A 19,598-nucleotide genomic window follows, 5' to 3' on the forward strand; every position below is an offset into this window, starting at 1 on the left:
TGGCTGATTGATGAGCGGTGCGATGGGCCCCAAAGCCCGGAAACTAGGCTCGTCAGTGTGAACATTGGGAACATTCGGGCTGATTCATGAGCGCTTTCAAGACCCTCGACGATCTTCCTGAAAACCTGAATGGCAAGCGCGTTCTGGTGCGCGTCGACCTGAACGTACCCATGCAGGATGGCTCGGTCAGCGATGACACGCGCCTCCGTGCTGTCGTTCCGACGATCGCCGAGCTGTCGGATCGGGGCGCAATCGTCCTGCTTCTGTCGCACTTCGGGCGTCCGAAGGGTCAGAACCGGCCCGACATGTCGACGGCACTGCTGGTGAAGCCGCTGTGGGAGCTAACCGGGCGTTCGGTCCGCTTCATCGAGGATTGTCAGGGACCGGAAGCGCAGCGCGCGATTTCTACGATGCTGCCCGGCAATATCGGCATCCTGGAGAATACCCGGTTTCACGCGGGCGAAGAGAAGAACGATCCGGAGCTGGCCAAGGGCATGGCGGCCCTTGGAGACTATTACGTCAACGATGCGTTCTCTGCCGCCCATCGTGCGCATGCCTCTACCGAGGGGGTGGCGCACCTCCTGCCGAGCTTTGCTGGACGGGCGATGGAGGCCGAACTCAAGGCCCTGCAGCAGGCGCTTGGCTCGCCTGAGCGACCGGTCGCGGCTGTTGTCGGTGGAGCCAAGGTCTCGACGAAGCTTGCGGTGCTCGGCCACCTTGTCGGCAAGGTCGATCATTTGATCATCGGCGGAGGCATGGCCAACACCTTCCTTGCCGCACGCGGCGTCGATGTCGGCAAGTCGCTTTGCGAGCATGATCTGACCGGCGAGGCCAATGCGATATTTGATCGCGCCGACGAGGCCGGCTGCACGATCCATCTTCCATACGATGTGGTTGTCGCGAAGGAGTTCGCCCGGAACCCGCCGAGCCTGCGCACATGCAACGTGCACGAGGTCCAGGCCGACGAGATGATCCTCGACGTCGGACCGGCGGCGGTGGAAGCTCTCGCGGACGCTCTCAAGACCTGCCGCACATTGGTTTGGAACGGCCCGCTTGGAGCATTCGAAACGCCGCCGTTCGACACCGCAACAGTCGCTCTCGCCAAGACCGCGGCGGCGCTCACCAAGGACGGTGCCCTGGTGTCCGTCGCGGGAGGCGGCGACACGGTGGCCGCGCTCAATCATGCCGGCGTGACGCAGGATTTCACCTTCGTCTCGACCGCAGGCGGTGCGTTCCTCGAATGGATGGAGGGCCGAACCCTCCCCGGCGTGGCCGCGCTGGAGCAATGAGCGCCAAGCTTCTGCATTTCTTTCCGACGCCGGTCATCGTCGATGAAGTCGGCGATGCAGAAGCGCTCAATCGTGAGCTGGAACCGCTCATTCTCGAACAGCACAAGCGGGATTCCGGACTGAAGCTGTCAAATCGCGGGGGTTGGCAGTCGAAGCGCGACTTCCCGCGCTGGTCGGGTACCGCCGGGCGGCGCCTGCTCGATCATGCGTCCGCCGTGGCCAGCGCTCACACGGGCCATCGTCCCGATCGTCCGCCTCCGCAGTGGACCATCGACATCTGGGCGAACGTGAACACGTCCGGAGCCTTCAACATGCCGCACGTTCACGGCGGTAGTTACTGGTCCTGCGTATACTACGTTCGCGCGGGCGAAGGAGAGGGCGGGCAGCTCGTCCTTCACGATCCGCGCATGCCGGCCTTGAGGATGCATGCGCCGGGCTTGCGCTTTCGGGATAGCGGGCCTGATGTCCGCACCGAAATCGAACCGAAGAGCGGGCTGATGGTCCTGTTTCCGGCCTGGCTGCTCCACAGTGTGGAGCCCTGGTTCGGGGAGGGAAACCGGATTTCCGTTGCAATGAACATCCGCGCGGCACTAGCGCGGCGCTAACGAAGAATGGGGATGACAATGCCGAACCACGACATGCTGACGAAGGTGAAGAGCGCCAACGGCTTCATCGCGGCCCTCGACCAGAGCGGCGGATCGACGCCGGGCGCGCTCAAGGGCTACGGCTACAAGGGCGACGAGTGGTCGTCGGATGCCGAGATGTACGATCTCGTTCACAAGATGCGGGTGCGGATCATCTCCTCTCCGGTCTTCAACGGCGACAAGGTTCTCGGCGCGATCCTGTTCGAGCGAACCATGGACGGGGAGGCCAATGGCCAGCCGGTTCCAGCCTACCTTTGGAGCAAGGGCGTCGTTCCGTTCCTCAAGATCGACAAGGGGCTCGCCGATGAGGCCAACGGCGTCCAGCTGATGAAGCCGAACCCCGATCTCGACCAGCTTCTGGAGCGTGCGGTCCAGAAGGGCATTTTCGGAACCAAGGAGCGCTCGGTCGTCCATCTCGCCAACCCGCAGGGCATTGCAGACGTCGTCGCCCAGCAATTCGAGGTCGGCAAGCAGGTGCTCAGCCACGGGCTGGTGCCGATCATCGAGCCAGAAGTGAATATCAAGAGCGCCGAGCGGGCCGAAGCGGACGTTCTGCTTCGCGACGAAATCCTGAAGCATCTCGATCAGCTTTCGGAAGGCAGCGAAGTCATGCTCAAGCTGTCGATCCCAGCCGTGCCCGGGACGTTCGATGCATTGGTCAATCATCCGCGCGTGCTGCGCGTCGTTGCTTTGTCCGGCGGCTTTTCCCGAACCGACGCCTGCCGCGAGCTTGCGAAGAATCCAGGCATGATCGCCAGCTTCTCGCGCGCCCTGCTCGAAAGCCTTCGCCACGATACGAGCGAAGCCGACTTCGATCGTGAGCTCGGTGAAGCGATCGACGAAATCTACGAGGCATCGACCGACAAGGTTGCCGCTTAACGGTGGAGGACGATTTCGATCCGGCAGACTTTCCGCCGCCGCGGCGGACGGAGGCCTGCCGCCTCTACCTGATCTCGCCTCAAGACGTTGGCGGCGGTTTCGCTGACCGGCTGAAGGCCGCCTGCGACACGGGTGAAGTCGCCGCGTTTCAGCTTCGCGTGAAGGATGTCGGTGAGCACGAGCTCGCCCGGTGGGCGGACCCGCTGCAGAGGATCTGCGCCGACGCCGGCACTGCGTTCATCGTCAACGACAGCATCGGCCTGGCCAAGCGCCTTGGCGCCGACGGCGTGCACCTTGGCCAGGGCGATGGGGACGTGCGGGAGGCGCGGGCGGTGCTTGGGCCGGGCGCGCAGATCGGCGTAACCTGCCACGACAGCCGACACCTTGCAATGAGTGCCGGGGAAGCGGGCGCGGATTACGTGGCGTTTGGCGCATTCTACCCGACGTTGACGAAGCCATCCTCTTATCGTCCGGACCCTTCGATCCTTAGCTGGTGGTCGTCGGTGTTCGAGATCCCCTGTGTCGCGATCGGCGGCATCACGCCGCAGAATGCCGAGCCTTTGGTTCGCGCGGGCGCGGACTTCCTCGCTGTTTGCCAGGCCGTGTGGGGTGAGGAGGACGTCGCGAAGGTCGTCACGGAATTCGCGAAGCTGTTTGAACAGACATTGATCTGACGGCGGCGGGAAACTGCCGATAACCGCCCGAACTGTATCCCAAACGACACAAGCTGAAAGCGAATCCCCCAACAGCCGCGGAACGCTGCAACTTCGCCGCTGCTGACCGGTTGGAGGCCGCGACAAGCAAGCAAGGGAAATCTCAATGCGTAACTATCTGCTCGCCGCCGCCGCGGCGGCTGCAATCGCGTCTCCGGCAGCCGCGCGGGACAACGCCGGATACGTCGGTATCGAAGGCGGTGTCCTGTTCCCGAAGGATCAGGATGCTGACCTGTTGGTGGATTATACGACCACCCAAACCGTGGCGACGACGCCGACGATCATCGGTCCGGCGGACGCCACCTACAACAACACCTTCGGCCTCGATTACAAGCGCGGCTACGATCTGGACGTCATCGGCGGCTACGACTTCGGCATGTTCCGGCTCGAGGGCGAGCTTGGTTACAAGCGTTCAAAGATCGACGGCCTCGAAGTCGACTCCACGGACCTGGCGGCGATCAGCACCGCCCTCAACCGGCCCGACCGCGACGTCGCTCCGGACATCGTCGATCCGCTGCCGGCGCTGATCGGCGGCGACATCGATCTCGACAACAGCAGCGTCAAAGTCCTGTCGGGAATGATCAACGCGCTGGTTGATTTCGGCAACGACGACGGCCTGTCCTTCTCGGTCGGAGCCGGCGCCGGTCGTGCTCGCGTCAAGGCGCTCGGCGAGAGCGACAGCGCCTGGGCGTTCCAGGGCATTGCCGCGCTGCGCTACGCGCTCAGCCGGAATATCGATATCGGCCTGAAGTATCGCTACTTCCGCACCGGCAATCTCGATCTTTCCAGCAACGCGGGCTTCGCGCTTGCGGGCAATCCGGAGACGGTGATCGGCACCGACGCGGCGGGCGCGCCGGTCACGACCGATGTCACGACCAATGCGGTTGGCTTCACCAACTTCGAATCGAAGTTCCGGTCGCATAGCCTGATGGCCAGCCTGATCTTCAACTTTGGTGGTGCGGAAGCCGCTCCTCCGCCCCCACCGCCGCCTCCACCGGCTCCTCCGCCCCCTCCGCCGCCGTCGACGCAGACGTGTCCGGATGGAACGGTGATCCTGGCGACCGAGGCTTGCCCAGCTCCGCCCCCTCCGCCTCCGCCGCCGCCACCGGCGCCAGAGCGCGGCTAAACTTTAGCTCCGCTTAAAGGGGATCCTGGGCGAGGCAGCTGCTTCGCCCGGGATTTTTTGTGCCTAGTGCCGGACCTGGTCGAGCACTGACTTCAAAGTCCGGGCATCGGCGATGGCATGCGCGTGGATATCATTGTTGAAATAGGCCCAGACCGTGCGACCGTTGCTTGCTTGGTCGAGCATCCACTCCGCCCAGTGATGTAACTGCTCGTCCGCGTAACGGCCCCAATATTTACCGACACCACCATGAAAACGGACATAAGCGACCGGCCCAACGGCAATCCGTTCGGTCGCCGAGCCGCGCATATCGTGGGCGCAAATCGAAGCGCCGTGCCGGTCTAGCAGCTCGTAGGTCAACGGCACGTACCAACTTGGGTCGCGGAACTCGAAGACATTGATCGCGTCGGATGGCAGCGCTTGTAGAAATCGCTCCAGCCTCTCCAGGTTTCGCTTCAAGCTCGGCGGCAATTGGTAGAGGATCGGACCGGTTCGATCGCCCAGGTGCCGGACTGAGGTCATCATCCGTTCCAGCGGTTCTTCCGGGTCGAGAAGTTTCTTGGCCTGCGTGATGAACCGGTTCGCCTTCACGGCGTAGCAAAATCCTTCCGGCGCCTGCTCACGCCATTTGTCGAACGTAGCGGGCGGCGGCAGGCGATAGAAGCTGTTGTTGATCTCCACCGTGTCGAAATGCGCGGCGTAGAACTCGAACCAGCGCCGCATCGGCAGGCCATCGGGGTAAAAGGCGCCGCGCCAATGCTTGTAGTTCCAGCCGGAGCAGCCGATGCGGATCGCGCGGGGCGAATTGGAAACAGTTGTATCTTGCATCGTTGCACCATCCGAACCTTGTTGAATTCGGAGAGTTGCGTTGCGTCACCACAGTTTGTTCCTCACCGCCGCCGCTTTGCTTGCCGGAGCGGCGTTCGCTCAATCCAATACGGCGGAGACCAACTCTGCTCAGTCCAACGCCGCGTCCGCAAATCCAGCGGCGAAAATCGATCTTGGACTGCTGCAGGCTCAGGTCCTTCTCGACGAGGCGGGTTTCTCGCCAGGCGCGATCGACGGCCGCGCGGGGTCATCGCAGATGAAGGCGCTGCGAGGATTTCAGCAGGCCAACGGGCTGCCGGTCACCGGTAAGCTCGATGAGAAGACCAAGCAGGAGCTCGGCCGCGACAGCCGTCCGGCCACCGTGGACGTGAAGCTGAGCGCCGAGGACGTTGGCGGACCGTTCACTTACCCAATGCCATCCAAGCCCGAGGAGCAGGCCAAGCTTGATTTCCTCGGATACCGGAACATGCTCGAGAAGCTGGCCGAACGGTATCACACGACCCCGGAAACGATCGTGGCGCTGAATGGGCCGGAGAAGCTCATTGGAGTTGGACAAACCCTTACGCTTCCGAACGTGGTTCCGGCGTCGCGCGAGTATACTGGCGCGAACCCCAAGCAGGCTCCCTTGCTCAACGCGCTGAATATCGAGGGTAGCCAGCCGCGCGGCGACTATGTCGTCGTCGACAAGAGCGACGGTACGCTGAAGGTCTATGAGGGAGAGTTCCCGTCTGAATCCGGGAAGATCGACGGCAAGTTGCTTGCGCAGTTCCTGGTGACAACCGGCTCAAGTCACGACCCGCTGCCGCTCGGCAATTGGAAGGCGACGACCTATTCGTTCCTGCCGCCGTTCAACTACCAGCCCGACCTGTTCTGGGATGTTTCGGACGACAAGGCCGAGCACAAGCTCCCTCCGGGCCCCAACGGGATGGTCGGCGTCGCCTGGCTCGACCTGACCAAGGAGCATTACGGCATTCATGGCACGCCGGAGCCGCAACTGATCGGCAAGACGCAGAGCCACGGCTGCCTGCGCATGACCAACTGGGACGTCATGCGCCTGTCGCTGATCATGAAGCCTGGGTTCCAGGCGAAATTCGTCGCTTAATTCGGGAGGCGCGATGTTCAGGGTCGTCACAACCGCAATTGTCTCCGCAATCCTGACAAGCGCCTTCTGGATTTTCGCCTACAACACCGGGGTCCTCCCGACCGCCGACGCCCGCAAGGTCAAGTCGGCTGGCGATGTCGCAGTCGTCCAGCCGCCTTCGGGCGCGCCGGTTGCGATCGCTGAAGGCGTTGAGGTTGGACCGGCAGGCCTCGCAATCCCGGTAGAGGGGATCAAGGCCGATCAGCTGACCGACACGTTCACGCAGGCACGCGCGGGCGGAGCGCGGGTTCATGATGCCATCGACATCATGGCCGACGAGGGGAAGCCGGTGATCGCGGCGACCGATGGGACAGTGGAGAAGCTGTTCTTCTCCAACGGCGGTGGGGGCAACACAATCTACGTCCGCTCGCCCGACCAGAACTGGACCTACTATTACGCTCACCTCCAGGCCTATCAGCCGGGGCTTGCCGAAGGGCAGCGGGTGAAGCGCGGCCAGGTGCTTGGCCGGGTCGGCCACACCGGAAACGCCAGCCCTGACGGCCCGCACCTCCATTTTGCCATCAACAAGATGGCTCCGGGGGAGAAGTGGTACCAGGGTACGCCCATCAACCCTTACCCCCTGCTTGCCGGGAAACGGACCAAAGGCTAAGGCGCCCGCCAATCCGCGGGTTCAGCCCGTGGCGGCTCTTTCACCAGTCTCAGCAGGTAGGCGGTCATGAAGATCAGCGGCGTGGACATCCGTCCGGGCAACATCATCGAGTACGAAGGCGGCATTTGGCGCGCCGTGAAGATCCAGCACACGCAGCCGGGCAAAGGCGGTGCCTACATGCAGGTCGAGATGAAGAACCTCATCGACGGCCGCAAGACCAACGTCCGCTTCCGCTCCGCAGAGACTGTCGAGCGCGTCCGCCTCGACACTAAGGACTTCCAGTTCCTCTACCATGACGGCGACATGCTCGTGTTCATGGACAAGGATAATTACGAGCAGGTCTCGCTCGCCGAAGACCTGATCGGCGAGCCGGCGGCGTTCCTTCAGGACGGCATGGACGTGGTGATGGAGCTCTACAACGAGCGCCCGATCAGCGTTCAGCTGCCCGACCAGATCGAAGCGACGATCGTCGAGGCCGACGCGGTGGTGAAGGGCCAGACGGCTTCTTCCAGCTACAAGCCGGCTGTTCTCGACAATGGCGTACGCGTCATGGTCCCGCCGCACATTGCGAGCGGAACCCGTATCGTCGTCGATACGTACTCCCGCGAATATGTCCGCCGCGCCGACTAAGTAGATGGTAGCTCACTCCGGCCTCATCACCGTCATGGAGCGCGCCGTTCGCAAGGCGGCGCCGCGTCTTCGTCGCGACTTCGGGGAGGTCGAACAGCTTCAGGTAAGTCGCAAGGGTCCGGCCGACTTCGTATCGATGGCCGACAAGCGCGCCGAGCAGACGATCCTGGAAGAGCTGCGCAACGCGCGGCCTGACTGGGGCATTCTGGCCGAGGAAAGCGGGAGCATTGAGGGCAACCCGTCCAAGCCGCGCTGGCTGGTCGATCCGCTCGATGGCACGACGAACTTCCTGCACGGCATCCCGCATTTCTCCATTTCGATCGCCGTCGAGGAGAAGCGCCCTGACGGCCGGCCGGAAATCACCCACGGCCTGGTATACCAGCCGCTGACCGACGAGAGCTTCTGGGCCGAGAAGGGCAGGGGTGCCTGGCTCCAGGACCGCCGGCTCCGCGTGTCTGCGCGCCGCGAGCTTGCGGATTGCGTCATCGGGACAGGAATTCCTCATTTCGGTCGCGGCGAAGCGGCGGAGTGGGCGAAGATCTACAATGCCGTTGGGCCGCAGGTCGCCGGTGTCCGCCGCTTCGGATCCGCCGCCCTCGACCTGGCATGGGTTGCTGCGGGCCGGATGGACGGCTTCTGGGAAGACGACCTCGATCCCTGGTACAGTGCAGCGGGCGTGCTTCTGGTGCGGGAAGCGGGCGGATTCGTCAGCGATTATCGCGGCCAGGACCGCGTCTTCGAGCGACGGGAATATGTCGCCGCGGCCGGATCGATCCACAGCCGCCTGCAGAAGCTGATTGCAGGGGCGCTCCGCTAGCAAATTTGGCCATTTTCGTGAGGGTAAGCGGGTTGCCCCCCGCAACCCTCTGTCCTAAAGCCCCGCCAAGTTTTCGAGCCCCGGAGTTTCCCTTTGTCCAGCGTAGCTGCCGGATACCTTCCGATCCTGCTCTTCCTCGGCATCGCATTGGCGTTGTCGAGCGCGTTCGTGATCCTGCCGATGATCGTGTCGCGCTTTACCGGGGCGCACCAGCCGGACCCGGCCAAGCTCGCCGAATATGAGTGCGGGTTCCCGGCGTTCGAGGATGCGCGCGCCCAGTTCGACGTCCGCTTTTACCTGGTCGCGATCCTGTTCATCGTGTTCGACCTCGAAGCAGCATTCCTGTTCCCGTGGGCGGTCAGTCTCGACTTCACCAAGTGGCCGGGCTGGATCGCCATGATGGTCTTCCTCGCGGAACTCGGCCTCGGCCTCGCCTATGCCTGGAAGAAGGGAGCTCTCGAATGGGAGTGATGCTCGATCCCCGGCATGACCCGATGCCGACCGAGGAAGAGCTTGCCCGGCTGGCGGGCCTCGTTCCGGGCGACATCGACCGCAAGAAGCTCGAGGAGCTTCAGCAGAGCCTCGACGAAAAGGGCTTCCTGGTCACGACGACCGAGGATTTGTTCACCTGGGCGCGTACCGGGTCGCTGTGGTGGATGACCTTTGGCCTTGCCTGCTGCGCGGTCGAGATGATCCATGTGAACATGCCGCGCTACGACCTTGAACGGTTCGGTGCGGCCCCGCGCGCTAGTCCGCGCCAGTCGGACGTGATGATCGTCGCCGGAACGCTCTGCAACAAGATGGCTCCGGCGCTTCGACGGGTCTACGATCAGATGTCGGAGCCGCGCTACGTCATCTCGATGGGCAGCTGCGCCAACGGCGGCGGCTATTACCACTACAGCTACTCGGTGGTTCGCGGTTGCGATCGCATCGTGCCTGTCGACATTTACGTTCCGGGCTGCCCGCCGACGGCGGAGGCTCTGCTCTACGGAATCCTCCAGCTTCAACGGAAGATCCGCCGTGAGGGGACGATCGAACGCTGATGGCCGTGAAGCTCGCTCCACACGTCCCCCAGACCGCATCGGACGAGGGGGTCATCGACGCCGCGACCAATGCGCTCGGGCCGATCCTGCTCGACGCGAAGGACCATGTCGGCGAGATCACGCTGACCGTCCACCGCGAGAGCGTCGTCGATGCGCTGCGTACGCTGCGCGACACGCCCGGCCTCGAATACCAGCAGCTGATGGAAATCGCCGGCTGCGACTATCCCGAGCGGCCTGAGCGGTTCGAGGTCAATTACCAGCTTCTGTCGCTGACCAAGAACCGGCGTATTCGGGTGAAAGTCCTGACTGACGAGAGCTCGCCGGTTCCGAGCGCAACGGCCGTCTGGCCAGTCGCCAATTGGCTCGAACGCGAGGTTTACGACCTCTACGGTGTACTGTTCGCTGGCCATCCCGACCTTCGCCGCATCATCACCGATTACGGCTTCGACGGTTTCCCGCTCCGCAAGGATTTCCCGCTGACGGGCCACGTCGAGCTTCGCTATTCCGAGGCCGAGAAGCGCGTCGTTTACGAGCCGGTCGACCTGCCGCAGGACTTCCGCACGTTCGATTTCCTGATGCCTTGGCAGGGTACGGAGTACGTCCTCCCGGGCGACGAGAAGGCGAAGCCGGTGGGCGCGGGAGCACCCTCGCCAGGCCCGACGCCGAGCGGTACCGCGCCAACGAACGCCAAGACTCCGGCCGAGACGCCAAAGACGACCGATACACCTGCGCAGACCGGCGCGGGCAAGCCGGCTGACGTTCAGGCCACCAAGGAAGCCCGCAAGCCGCGTGCCGTCAAGGCGAAGTCGGAAGTCAGCAAGGCCAGTGACACGCCTGATCCCAAGCCCAAGGGCACGACGCGCCGCCGTCCCGGTGGAGGCGCCGGATGACCGACACGCGCACGCGAACGGTTGAGGTCAACGTCGGCGGTGGGACTGCCGGCGACGACGCGGTCAGCAACTACACGATCAACTTCGGACCGCAGCACCCTGCGGCCCATGGTGTTCTTCGCCTGATCATGGAGCTCGACGGCGAGATCGTCGAACGTGTCGATCCGCACGTGGGCCTCCTCCATCGCGGCACCGAGAAGCTGATCGAGTACAAGACCTACGCTCAGGCGATCCCGTACTTCGACCGCCTCGATTACTGCTCGCCGATGTGCATGGAGCACAGCTTCGTGCTGGCGATCGAGAAATTGCTCGGTCTCGAGGTGCCGCTGCGAGCGCAGTACATCCGCGTGTTGATGGCGGAGCTGACCCGCATCTCCAACCACATGCTGAACCTCGGCAGCCACATCATGGACGTTGGCGCGATGACGCCGAACCTGTGGCTGTTCGAAGTGCGCGAGGACACGCTCCAGTTCTACGAGCGGGCGTCCGGGGCGCGCATGCACGCGAATTACTTCCGCGCGGGCGGCGTTCGCTACGATCTGCCGGAGAAGATGCTTGTCGACCTCGGGGAGTGGCTCGATACCCGCTTCAAGCTGTTCGAGGACGCGATCAGCCTGGTCGCCGACAATCGAATCTTCAAGCAGCGCAACGTCGACATCGGCGTCGTCAACAAGGACGACGCGATCGCCTGGGGCTTCTCAGGGCCGATGATCCGCGCAGCCGGACTGCCGTGGGATCTCCGCCGCTCGCAGCCCTACGAGGTCTACGACCGAATGGAGTTCGACGTGCCCGTCGGCACCGCCAGCGACTGCTACGACCGCTTCATGGTCCGCGTCGAGGAAGTGCGGCAGTCGGCGCGCATCATGCGGCAGTGCCTCAAGGAAATGCCGAAGGGGCCGGTCGGCTCTGAGGACCAGAAGGTGTTCCCGCCGAGCCGCTCGACGATGAAGACGTCGATGGAAGCGCTGATCCATCACTTCAAGCTCTACACCGAGGGCTACCACGTCCCGGCGGGCGAGGTGTACGTCGCGACCGAGAGCCCCAAGGGCGAGTTCGGCGTCTATCTCGTCGCGGACGGCACCAACCGGCCCTACCGCTGCAAGATCCGCCCGACCGGCTTCTCGCACCTGCAGGCGATGGACTTCATGATGAAGGGCCACATGCTCGCGGACGTGACGGCCGTGCTGTCCGCGATCGACATCGTGTTTGGGGAGGTGGACCGGTGACTTCTCCAAAGCTTTTGGCGCTCTTCGTCTTTACCGCCACCATAACCGCCGCTGGATACTGGCTGGGTTCCACCCTTAGCGGGGTATCATTCTATTTGCCTGCAGGTCTGATTTTTGGCTTCGGCATCGGCCTAGCTGCTGTCATCGGAGCTCACCTCCGGGCCCGCGCCGGAGGATCTCGCTAATGGCCGGCCAAAGCGGAATCATTGACGATCCGGAAGTTCGGGCACGCTGGGATGGTTTCCAGTGGACGCCGGAGAACGCGCGGAAGGCGAAGGAGATCGTCGCGCGCTATCCGGAAGGCCGGCAGATGTCGGCGTCGATCCCCTTCCTCGACCTCGCTCAGCGTCAGGTCGGTGCAGAGGCGAACACGCAGGGCTGGCTGCCGCTTCCGGTGATGGAATTCGTGGCCCGCGAGCTTGGCATGGCGCCGATCCACGTGCTCGAGGTCGCGACTTTCTACACCATGTTCAACCTGGTGCCGGTTGGACGCTTCCATGTGCAGGTTTGCGGCACCACGCCCTGCATGCTCCGCGGCTCGGACGATGTGCTGAAGGCCTGCGAGCTGCGAGGCCTTCGCAAGGGTCACACGACCGAGGACGGGCTCTTCACGTTGACCGAGGTCGAGTGCCTCGGCGCCTGCGCCAATGCGCCGATGGTCCAGATCAACGACGACAATTACGAGGACCTCACCGAGGAGAGCATGGGCGCGGTGCTCGATGCGCTTGCTCGCGGCGAGCATCCGAAGGTGGGCCCGCAGGTCGAGCGCAAGACGAGCTGCCCGGAGGGCGGACCGACCACGCTGAAGAAGATGGCCGAGCGGAACTACGATTATCGGGGGCAGTGGTGATGGGAGCGCCAGCTAAAGGCGGCCTGGCGGTGATCGGAGCCATTTTCCTGCTGCTTGGCCTGTTCAAGCTGTTCACCGGCGGCGCCTGGATCGTCTGGATTATCCTGGGCGTGCTGCTTGGCGGCCTGAGCGTTCTCTTCGGCAAGAAGGTCGTCAGCTGATGGGTAGCGTCACCCCGATCGCCGACAAGGACCGCATCTTCACCAACCTCTACGGCTTCCAGGAGCCGTGGCTGAAGGCCGCGCGCGCTCGCGGTGACTGGGACGACACTGCCAAGCTCATGCAGCGGGGCCAGGACGCCATCATCGAGGAAGTGAAAGCTTCAGGCCTTCGCGGCCGTGGCGGCGCGGGCTTCCCGACAGGCATGAAGTGGAGCTTCATGCCCAAGGAGCCGAAGCCGGGTAAGCCGAACTTCCTGGTCATCAACGCCGACGAATCCGAGCCGGGTTCGTGCAAGGATCGCGAGATCATCCGCCACGATCCGCACAAGCTGATCGAAGGCGCGCTGATTGCCGGTTTCGCCATGCGGGCCCGCGCCGGATACATCTACGTCCGTGGTGAATTCATCTTCGAAACCGAGGTGTTACGAAAAGCCGTTGCCGAGGCGTATGAAGCTGGGCTGCTTGGCAAGAACGCTGCGGGGTCGGGCTATGACTTCGACCTGTTCGTCCACCGCGGGGCGGGTGCGTACATCTGCGGCGAAGAAACGGCGATGCTCGAAAGCCTCGAGGGCAAGCAGGGCAAGCCGCGCCTGAAGCCGCCGTTTCCGGCCGGAGCAGGCCTCTACGGCTGTCCGACCACCGTCAACAACGTCGAGAGCATCGCAGTCGTCCCGACGATCCTGCGTCGTGGCCCGGCATGGTTCGCGAGCTTCGGCCGCGAGAAGAACGAGGGTACCAAGCTCTTCCAGATCTCGGGTCATGTGAATTGCCCGTGCGTGGTTGAGGAAACGATGTCGATTAGCTTCCGCGAGCTGATTGACCGCCACGCAGGCGGGATTCGGGGCGGCTGGGACAATCTTCTAGCAGTCATCCCGGGCGGATCGTCGGTTCCATTGGTGCCGGCGGCCGAAATCATGGACGCGCCAATGGACTTCGACGGGCTGAAGGCGCTCGGCTCGGGCCTCGGCACGGCGGCGGTCATCGTCATGGACAAGTCGACCGACATCGTCCGCGCGATCAGCCGCATCTCCTACTTCTACAAGCACGAGAGTTGTGGCCAGTGCACGCCATGCCGCGAAGGCACCGGCTGGATGTGGCGCATGATGGAGAAGCTCCGCGAAGGCGATGCGTCGGTCGGCGAAATCGACAAGCTTCTCGACGTCACCAAGCAGATCGAAGGCCACACCATCTGCGCCCTCGGCGATGCCGCCGCCTGGCCGATCCAGGGCCTGATCCGCCACTTCCGCCCGGAAATCGAGCGCCGGATCGCCGAGCGCACGGCCAGGGGCATGCTGGAGGCGGCGGAATGAGCCTTGTTCTGGCCCTCGTTGCTGTTTCTGCCGGCTCTCTTTCGAACGACCAGCTGGCGGTCACCGCCATGCACAATTTCGGCGCGTGCGTCGTCTCGGAGACGCCGCAAGGTGCACGCGACATCCTGGCGCTGGATTATTGGACCGAAGCCTACGACAAGCGCATGCGGTCGATTGCCAAGGGGCATGATCGTTGCGCGCCAGGCGCGACCTTGCGCTTCAACCGTCTGCTTTTCGCCGGTGCCCTGGCCGAAGCGCTGATTAAGCTGGATGCTGGCCCCGATCTTTCGACCAAGACGGCCTTTAACGAAGCTCGCGAGCCGATTCCCGCGCGCAGTCCGTCAGAGGAAATGGCGCTTTGTGCGGTACTCAACGCGCCGCAGGCTACCGCCGCGGTGTTGAGTACAAGCCCGGCGACCAAGCAAGAAGTCGACGCAATGCGACCGCTTGGTCCGGTCCTTTCGGAATGCCTGAAGAAAGGCGCCATGGTCGAAATCAATAAGCCTGGCCTGCGATCGATGCTTGCTCTTGCTGCTTATCGCGTCCTCTCCGCACCTACGAAGGCCGCCCAATGAGCGTCGCGCTCATCGCAGGTCTGCTGGTGCTGGCACTGATTGCCGGGATCGCCATTTCCCAGCGCGCCGGACCACGCGTGACGACGATCGAGACTCGTCGCGAAACCGAGGATGGGGAGAAGGGCGAATGAGGTGTCTTCGGGCAGTCCTTATTTCCGTCGTTCTTGGTGCAACTGGGAGCGCGACACTAGCTGAGCCACCGACTGGTTCCCGTTTGGGCGACTTTAGACGGCCCGGGCCGACGCTGACAGCCAAGGATCAGGCTGAAGGCGCCAAAGAGTTCGGCGAATGCCTTTTCAATCGCCGGAATGACCTTGTTCGGCAGACGCTTTTCGCAGCGACGCGACCGGCAGAGGAAGCCGCCTACGCCAAACTGATGAGCGGCAGCGTGCAGTGTTTCGGGATCGTTTTTAGCAACGACATGGTCGAAGAGCGGCGCATCAACATTCCGCCGGACATTCTTCGTGGAATGTTGGCAGAAGCGGGATTGGAACGGTCGTATGAGAAAGCGGCCGCGTTGCAACCGCTGCCGCTCCAGCAGATTTACAATCGCGACTGGTACGCAGTGACCGGCCGGCATGTCAGCGTTGACGAGATGGGCGCGTGCGTGGCCGACACAAACCCGGCGGGCGTGTTGGCTCTGTCGCGGACCAAGCCGACGAGCGCTGAAGAAAACACGGCATTCGGCGCACTGATGGGTAACTTTGGCAAGTGCCTTCGCGCCGGCGTGAAGCTTCAGGCCAGCCGTCCAGCGCTTCGTGCAGCGCTTGCTGAGGCACTGTTTCAGCGGCTCAATGCGCCGACGCCGGCACCCACGGCCGCGACCGCACCAGCAGTGGAGGCTGCGAAGAACTGATGCCCAAGGTCACCGTCGACGGCACCGAGATCGAAGTCCCGCAGGGCGCGACCGTCCTGCAGGCGTGCGAACTCGCCGGGAAGGAGATCCCGCGCTTTTGCTATCACGAGCGGCTGTCGATCGCCGGCAACTGCCGCATGTGCCTCGTCGAAGTTGCTCCTGGTCCGCCGAAGCCGCAGGCAAGCTGCGCACTGCCCGCCGCCGACGGCCAGTCGATCCGAACCGACACGCCAATGGTGAAGAAGGCGCGGGAAGGGGTGATGGAATTCCTGCTCATCAACCACCCGCTCGATTGCCCGATTTGCGACCAGGGCGGCGAATGCGATCTCCAGGACCAGGCGATGGCCTATGGCCGCCCGTTCTCGCGCTTCGACGAGAACAAGCGCGCCATCGACGACAAATACATGGGCCCGGTCATCAAGACCGCGATGACGCGCTGCATCCAGTGCACCCGCTGCATTCGCTTTTCCGAGGAAGTTGCGGGCGTCCCGGCGCTTGGCATGCTGTACCGCGGCGAGGACAGCCAGATCACGTCCTACCTCGAAAGAGCGGTCGAGACGGAGATGGCGGGCAACCTCGCCGACGTCTGTCCGGTGGGGGCCTTGCTCCAGCGGCCGCAGTCTTTCGAGAGCCGCCCTTGGGAGCTTCGCCGTGTGCCGGGCATCGACGTGATGGATGCGGTGGGGTCGAACATTCGCTTCGACGTTCGCCAGCGCCAGGTCATGCGCATCCTTCCCCGCGTCAACGACGACGTCAACGAGGAGTGGATCAGCGACAAGACTAGGCACCACGCCGACGCGCTTGTGCGCAACCGACTCGATCGCCCGTGGGTGCGGGAAAAGGGCAAGCTTCGCGAAGCGACCTGGGGTGAAGCGCTCGACCTGTTTGCCGCAAAACTGAAGGCGGCGGGCGCGAACGTTGCGGCTGTTGCGGGCGACCTGCTCGACGCCGAGACGATGTACGCGGCGCGAAAGCTGCTTCAGGCGCAAGGGTCTTCGCTTCTGGAAGGCCGTCAGACCGGCCTGACCTATGACGCATCGAGCCTCGCGGCGATCAATTTCAACTCGACCATTGCCGGCATCGAGGATGCCGACGTCGTGCTGCTCGTCGGCACGAACCCGCGCTGGGAAGCGCCGCTCGTCAACACGCGGCTCCGCAAGGCGGCGCGCAAGGGTGCCAGGGTGTTCGGTCTTGGCCCCGAAATCGACCTCGGTATGCCGGTCAGCTGGATCGGCAACGATCTCAAACTGCTCGGAAAGCTTCCCAAGAACGTCGCGGAAGCCTTTGCAAACGCTCAACGTCCCGCGGTGATCGTCGGTGCCGGTGGCCTTGCCGCCGGCGCGCTTGGCGCGTCTCTCGCGCTCGTGAAGTCCCTCAACCTTGTTCGTGATGGTTGGAACGGTTTCAACGTCCTGCACACAAGCGCGTCTCGGATGGCGGGCCTGATCCTCGGCTATGCGCAGCCAGGCGGAATCGCAGATTTGGAGAAGGCCAAGCCTGAGATCGTTCTTCTGCTTGGCGCCGACGAGATGGACCCCGCACGCTTCGCTGGAAGCTTCAAGGTCTACATCGGCCACCATGGCGACAACGGTGCCCGTCAGGCCGATCTGGTCCTTCCGGGAGCGGCCTATGCGGAAAAGCACGGCACTTACGTCAATACGGAAGGCCGCGTTCAGCGCAGTGAACGGGCGGCATTTGCGCCGGGCGAGGCGCGCGAGGACTGGACGATTTTCCGCGCGGTCTCCGACCTGATCGGTTCGCCGCTGCCCTTCGATCGGTTCGACCAGCTCCGGGCAAAGATGATCGAGGAATTTCCGCATCTCGGTACGGACGGCTTGATCGCCTTCGACTGGTCGCCGCCAAAGCTCAACGCGAAGGCGGAGGGCGCGATCGTCTACCCGATCCGCGATTTCTACCTGACCAACGCCATCGCGCGCTCGAGCCCGACCATGCACACCTGCTCGGAAGAGCTGCTTCACGGCCGAACGGTGCAGGAGGCGGCTGAGTGACGGCCTGGTTCCAATCCTTCGGAATTACCTACGAATGGTCGTGGCTGATCGCCACGATCATCGGAATCCTCGTCATTGCGCTGCCGCTGATGCTGGCCGTGGCGATGATCATTTATGCCGATCGCAAGATCTGGGCCGCGATTGCCCTCCGGCGCGGACCGAACGTGGTCGGCCCGTGGGGCCTGCTGCAGAGCTTTGCCGACGGCCTGAAGGTCTTCCTCAAGGAAACCATCATCCCGTCGGGCGCGAACCGCGGATTGTTCCTGCTCGCGCCGATCGTGACGTTCACGACCGCTCTGATTGTATGGGCGGTGATTCCGTTCGACTACGGTGTGGTGCTGGCGAACATCAACGTCGGCCTGCTCTACGTGCTCGCGGCGTCGTCGCTCGGCGTTTACGGGGTGATCGTCGCCGGCTGGGCGTCGAACTCAAAGTACCCGTTCTTCTCGGCCCTTCGCGCGGCCGCGCAGATGGTGAGCTACGAAGTGTCGATCGGCTTCGTGCTGATCTGCGTCGTGCTCTACGCGAACAGCTTCAACCTGACCGATATCGTCATGGCGCAGAAGGGCCACAAGCTATTTGGCCTGTTGAACGGCTACGGCTTCAATCCCTTGCTGTTCCCGATGGCGATCGTGTTCCTGATCAGCTCGATGGCGGAAACCTTCCGCACGCCGTTCGACCTCGTCGAAGCGGAAAGCGAGCTCGTTGCGGGACACCAGACCGAATATAGCTCGATGAGCTTCGCGCTCTTCTGGCTCGGCGAATACGGCAACGTCATACTAATGTGCGCTCTAAATGCGCTGCTGTTCTGGGGCGGCTGGCTGCCGCCGGTGAACTGGGCGCCGCTCTACACAATTCCGCTTCTTGGGTGGTCGGCGGGCCCGATCTGGCTCTTCCTCAAAATGGGATTCTTCTTCTTCGTCTTCAGCTGGGTGAAGGCGACGGTGCCGAGGTATCGTTACGACCAGCTCATGCGGCTCGGCTGGAAGATTTTCCTTCCGCTCAGCCTTCTCTTCGTCGTCATCATCTCGGGCTGGCTCATGTTCTCCCGCTACGGAGGCGCTGCGTGATTGAACTTTGGCTAGCTGCTCAGGTCCTGTCACTTAACTGCGTCGTGGAACCTCCGCGAAGCGTTGTCGTCAGCGGCGGGGCGGTTACCTCGAACAAGATCGGTCTTCCACCAGAGATGAATAAGTGGGCGTTCAGTCTCACGCTTCGTGATGGAAAGGACGAAGTTGACGTCCAGATGAACTGGCCCGGTGACCCAATCCGCGCTGGCAAGGCCCTCGCGGCGTTTCCGATTGGGCCTCACGACTACTCGTTCGTGTCGCTGCATGGAGGCCCATGTCTTTTCACTCAGACGTCCTGCATCTTCATGTACACATTGAGCGAACAAGCGGACGGCACCGCGGACATTCTCATTCAGCCTGCCGCGCTTGCTTCCGAAGGCGACCGCAGCAAGCCATTCCAGGTTTTCATGCAGGGTCGGTGCACACCGGCAGGTAAGTCCTAAATGATCGCGCGCACCATCAAGGCATTCACCCTCTGGGAATTTGTGAAGGCGCACTGGCTGACCTTGAAGTATTTCTTCAAGCCCAAGGCGACCATAAACTATCCCTACGAGAAGGCGCCTCAGAGCCCGCGCTTCCGCGGGGAGCATGCTTTGCGCCGTTATCCCAACGGCGAAGAGCGCTGCATCGCGTGCAAGCTGTGCGAAGCGGTCTGCCCGGCGCTGGCAATCACCATTGAAGCCGAACCACGCGAGGACGGCAGCCGTCGGACCACGCGCTACGACATCGACATGGTGAAGTGCATCTACTGCGGCCTGTGCCAGGAGGCATGCCCGGTGGATGCGATCGTCGAGGGTCCGAACCTCGAATTCGCGACCGAGACGCGCGAGGAATTGCTCTACGACAAGGCGAAATTGCTGGCCAATGGCGACCGCTGGGAACGCGCCATTGCCGCCAATCTTGCCGCCGATGCCCCCTACCGATAAGCGCGCCG

The 19,598-nt window shown here is 63.2% G+C and carries 24 protein-coding genes; 23 read left to right on the plus strand and 1 reads right to left on the minus strand.

Translation table 11 applies throughout. The features are described from left to right. Positions 1–86: 86 nt before the first annotated feature. The 5 genes from ABD928_RS14730 (at position 87) to ABD928_RS14750 (ending at position 4,651) form a co-directional block, all read left to right on the plus strand. Complete coding sequence (locus ABD928_RS14730) at positions 87–1,289, plus strand: phosphoglycerate kinase (protein ID WP_345169940.1); 1,203 nt, start codon at positions 87–89, stop codon at positions 1,287–1,289. Beyond that, a complete protein-coding gene (locus tag ABD928_RS14735; protein WP_345169942.1) occupies positions 1,286–1,894 on the plus strand; it encodes a TIGR02466 family protein in 609 nt (202 codons plus the stop codon). Before ABD928_RS14730 ends, ABD928_RS14735 begins: the two co-directional genes overlap by 4 nt. A gap of 18 nt (positions 1,895–1,912) precedes the next feature. Continuing rightward, positions 1,913–2,812, plus strand: a complete 900-nt coding sequence (locus tag ABD928_RS14740; protein ID WP_187713897.1) for a fructose bisphosphate aldolase — start codon at positions 1,913–1,915, stop codon at positions 2,810–2,812. A 2-nt stretch (positions 2,813–2,814) separates the two neighbouring features. After that, positions 2,815–3,486: a thiamine phosphate synthase gene (gene thiE / locus ABD928_RS14745; RefSeq protein ID WP_187713898.1), complete on the plus strand. Its 672-nt coding sequence runs from the start codon at positions 2,815–2,817 to the stop codon at positions 3,484–3,486. 145 nt (positions 3,487–3,631) lie between these two features. After that, on the plus strand, positions 3,632–4,651 hold the full coding sequence (locus ABD928_RS14750) for an outer membrane protein (RefSeq protein ID WP_187713899.1): 1,020 nt from the start codon (positions 3,632–3,634) through the stop codon (positions 4,649–4,651). Positions 4,652–4,714: 63 nt separating this feature from the next. Here the strand turns inward: ABD928_RS14750 and ABD928_RS14755 are convergent, their stop codons facing one another. Beyond that, entirely contained in the window at positions 4,715–5,476 is a 762-nt protein-coding gene (locus ABD928_RS14755) for a DUF72 domain-containing protein (protein ID WP_187713900.1), read from the minus strand. A gap of 40 nt (positions 5,477–5,516) precedes the next feature. Between ABD928_RS14755 and ABD928_RS14760 the strand changes: the two genes are divergently transcribed. The 18 genes from ABD928_RS14760 (at position 5,517) to nuoI (ending at position 19,590) form a co-directional block, all read left to right on the plus strand. Next, a complete protein-coding gene (locus ABD928_RS14760; RefSeq protein WP_223276129.1) occupies positions 5,517–6,578 on the plus strand; it encodes a L,D-transpeptidase family protein in 1,062 nt (353 codons plus the stop codon). A 13-nt stretch (positions 6,579–6,591) separates the two neighbouring features. Continuing rightward, the gene (locus tag ABD928_RS14765; protein ID WP_345169947.1) at positions 6,592–7,227 is read left to right on the plus strand and encodes a M23 family metallopeptidase; all 636 of its coding nucleotides are present in this window, start codon (positions 6,592–6,594) and stop codon (positions 7,225–7,227) included. Between the two features lie 66 nt (positions 7,228–7,293). Beyond that, entirely contained in the window at positions 7,294–7,857 is a 564-nt protein-coding gene (gene efp / locus ABD928_RS14770) for an elongation factor P (RefSeq protein WP_187713901.1), read from the plus strand. Between the two features lie 4 nt (positions 7,858–7,861). Then, positions 7,862–8,674: an inositol monophosphatase family protein gene (locus tag ABD928_RS14775; RefSeq protein WP_345169950.1), complete on the plus strand. Its 813-nt coding sequence runs from the start codon at positions 7,862–7,864 to the stop codon at positions 8,672–8,674. A gap of 93 nt (positions 8,675–8,767) precedes the next feature. Beyond that, positions 8,768–9,145, plus strand: a complete 378-nt coding sequence (gene ndhC, locus ABD928_RS14780) for an NADH-quinone oxidoreductase subunit A (RefSeq protein ID WP_187713902.1) — start codon at positions 8,768–8,770, stop codon at positions 9,143–9,145. Between the two features lie 23 nt (positions 9,146–9,168). Beyond that, positions 9,169–9,717 (plus strand): NuoB/complex I 20 kDa subunit family protein, encoded by a 549-nt coding sequence (locus ABD928_RS14785; RefSeq protein WP_187715860.1) that lies wholly within the window; start codon positions 9,169–9,171, stop codon positions 9,715–9,717. Next, a complete protein-coding gene (locus ABD928_RS14790) occupies positions 9,717–10,607 on the plus strand; it encodes an NADH-quinone oxidoreductase subunit C (RefSeq protein ID WP_345169954.1) in 891 nt (296 codons plus the stop codon). The genes ABD928_RS14785 and ABD928_RS14790 overlap by 1 nt, the downstream gene beginning before the upstream one ends. Beyond that, a complete protein-coding gene (locus ABD928_RS14795) occupies positions 10,604–11,833 on the plus strand; it encodes an NADH-quinone oxidoreductase subunit D (protein ID WP_187713904.1) in 1,230 nt (409 codons plus the stop codon). The genes ABD928_RS14790 and ABD928_RS14795 overlap by 4 nt, the downstream gene beginning before the upstream one ends. Before the next feature lie 184 nt (positions 11,834–12,017). Continuing rightward, positions 12,018–12,683 carry a complex I 24 kDa subunit family protein gene (locus ABD928_RS14800; RefSeq protein ID WP_345169957.1) on the plus strand — a complete coding sequence of 222 codons (666 nt, stop codon included), beginning with the start codon at positions 12,018–12,020 and terminating at the stop codon, positions 12,681–12,683. After that, positions 12,683–12,844 (plus strand): hypothetical protein, encoded by a 162-nt coding sequence (locus ABD928_RS14805; protein WP_345169959.1) that lies wholly within the window; start codon positions 12,683–12,685, stop codon positions 12,842–12,844. Before ABD928_RS14800 ends, ABD928_RS14805 begins: the two co-directional genes overlap by 1 nt. Further along, positions 12,844–14,154 carry an NADH-quinone oxidoreductase subunit NuoF gene (gene nuoF / locus ABD928_RS14810; RefSeq protein WP_345169961.1) on the plus strand — a complete coding sequence of 437 codons (1,311 nt, stop codon included), beginning with the start codon at positions 12,844–12,846 and terminating at the stop codon, positions 14,152–14,154. The genes ABD928_RS14805 and nuoF overlap by 1 nt, the downstream gene beginning before the upstream one ends. Beyond that, positions 14,151–14,729 (plus strand): hypothetical protein, encoded by a 579-nt coding sequence (locus ABD928_RS14815; RefSeq protein WP_187713906.1) that lies wholly within the window; start codon positions 14,151–14,153, stop codon positions 14,727–14,729. Before nuoF ends, ABD928_RS14815 begins: the two co-directional genes overlap by 4 nt. Continuing rightward, positions 14,726–14,860, plus strand: a complete 135-nt coding sequence (locus ABD928_RS14820; RefSeq protein WP_262984764.1) for a hypothetical protein — start codon at positions 14,726–14,728, stop codon at positions 14,858–14,860. Before ABD928_RS14815 ends, ABD928_RS14820 begins: the two co-directional genes overlap by 4 nt. Positions 14,861–14,943: 83 nt before the next feature. Further along, a complete protein-coding gene (locus tag ABD928_RS14825) occupies positions 14,944–15,585 on the plus strand; it encodes a hypothetical protein (RefSeq protein ID WP_345169964.1) in 642 nt (213 codons plus the stop codon). Further along, positions 15,585–17,594 carry an NADH-quinone oxidoreductase subunit NuoG gene (gene nuoG / locus ABD928_RS14830; protein ID WP_345169966.1) on the plus strand — a complete coding sequence of 670 codons (2,010 nt, stop codon included), beginning with the start codon at positions 15,585–15,587 and terminating at the stop codon, positions 17,592–17,594. The genes ABD928_RS14825 and nuoG overlap by 1 nt, the downstream gene beginning before the upstream one ends. Beyond that, positions 17,591–18,664 carry an NADH-quinone oxidoreductase subunit NuoH gene (gene nuoH, locus ABD928_RS14835; RefSeq protein WP_187713908.1) on the plus strand — a complete coding sequence of 358 codons (1,074 nt, stop codon included), beginning with the start codon at positions 17,591–17,593 and terminating at the stop codon, positions 18,662–18,664. The genes nuoG and nuoH overlap by 4 nt, the downstream gene beginning before the upstream one ends. Beyond that, positions 18,661–19,107: a hypothetical protein gene (locus ABD928_RS14840; RefSeq protein WP_345169971.1), complete on the plus strand. Its 447-nt coding sequence runs from the start codon at positions 18,661–18,663 to the stop codon at positions 19,105–19,107. The genes nuoH and ABD928_RS14840 overlap by 4 nt, the downstream gene beginning before the upstream one ends. After that, the gene (gene nuoI / locus ABD928_RS14845; RefSeq protein WP_192607365.1) at positions 19,108–19,590 is read left to right on the plus strand and encodes an NADH-quinone oxidoreductase subunit NuoI; all 483 of its coding nucleotides are present in this window, start codon (positions 19,108–19,110) and stop codon (positions 19,588–19,590) included. It abuts the gene before it with no gap. The last annotated feature ends 8 nt before the right edge of the window (positions 19,591–19,598 follow it).

It is taken from the genome of Sphingomonas daechungensis (genome assembly GCF_039543105.1).
In the GTDB taxonomy this organism is placed as follows: Bacteria; Pseudomonadota; Alphaproteobacteria; order Sphingomonadales; family Sphingomonadaceae; genus Sphingomicrobium; species Sphingomicrobium daechungense.

Bases quoted from the DNA above. Each gene is read 5' to 3' on its own strand.
- nuoF (WP_345169961.1), top strand. From the start codon at position 12,844: ATGGGTAGCGTCACCCCGATCGCCGACAAGGACCGCATCTTCACCAAC.
- ABD928_RS14755 (WP_187713900.1), bottom strand. From the start codon at position 5,476: ATGCAAGATACAACTGTTTCCAATTCGCCCCGCGCGATCCGCATCGGC.
- nuoI (WP_192607365.1), top strand. From the start codon at position 19,108: ATGATCGCGCGCACCATCAAGGCATTCACCCTCTGGGAATTTGTGAAG.
- nuoG (WP_345169966.1), top strand. From the start codon at position 15,585: ATGCCCAAGGTCACCGTCGACGGCACCGAGATCGAAGTCCCGCAGGGC.
- ABD928_RS14795 (WP_187713904.1), top strand. From the start codon at position 10,604: ATGACCGACACGCGCACGCGAACGGTTGAGGTCAACGTCGGCGGTGGG.
- ABD928_RS14735 (WP_345169942.1), top strand. From the start codon at position 1,286: ATGAGCGCCAAGCTTCTGCATTTCTTTCCGACGCCGGTCATCGTCGAT.
- efp (WP_187713901.1), top strand. From the start codon at position 7,294: ATGAAGATCAGCGGCGTGGACATCCGTCCGGGCAACATCATCGAGTAC.
- ABD928_RS14775 (WP_345169950.1), top strand. From the start codon at position 7,862: ATGGTAGCTCACTCCGGCCTCATCACCGTCATGGAGCGCGCCGTTCGC.
- ABD928_RS14730 (WP_345169940.1), top strand. From the start codon at position 87: ATGAGCGCTTTCAAGACCCTCGACGATCTTCCTGAAAACCTGAATGGC.
- ABD928_RS14785 (WP_187715860.1), top strand. From the start codon at position 9,169: ATGCCGACCGAGGAAGAGCTTGCCCGGCTGGCGGGCCTCGTTCCGGGC.
- ABD928_RS14765 (WP_345169947.1), top strand. From the start codon at position 6,592: ATGTTCAGGGTCGTCACAACCGCAATTGTCTCCGCAATCCTGACAAGC.
- ABD928_RS14750 (WP_187713899.1), top strand. From the start codon at position 3,632: ATGCGTAACTATCTGCTCGCCGCCGCCGCGGCGGCTGCAATCGCGTCT.
- ABD928_RS14815 (WP_187713906.1), top strand. From the start codon at position 14,151: ATGAGCCTTGTTCTGGCCCTCGTTGCTGTTTCTGCCGGCTCTCTTTCG.
- ABD928_RS14790 (WP_345169954.1), top strand. From the start codon at position 9,717: ATGGCCGTGAAGCTCGCTCCACACGTCCCCCAGACCGCATCGGACGAG.
- ABD928_RS14740 (WP_187713897.1), top strand. From the start codon at position 1,913: ATGCCGAACCACGACATGCTGACGAAGGTGAAGAGCGCCAACGGCTTC.
- ABD928_RS14820 (WP_262984764.1), top strand. From the start codon at position 14,726: ATGAGCGTCGCGCTCATCGCAGGTCTGCTGGTGCTGGCACTGATTGCC.
- ABD928_RS14800 (WP_345169957.1), top strand. From the start codon at position 12,018: ATGGCCGGCCAAAGCGGAATCATTGACGATCCGGAAGTTCGGGCACGC.
- ABD928_RS14805 (WP_345169959.1), top strand. From the start codon at position 12,683: ATGGGAGCGCCAGCTAAAGGCGGCCTGGCGGTGATCGGAGCCATTTTC.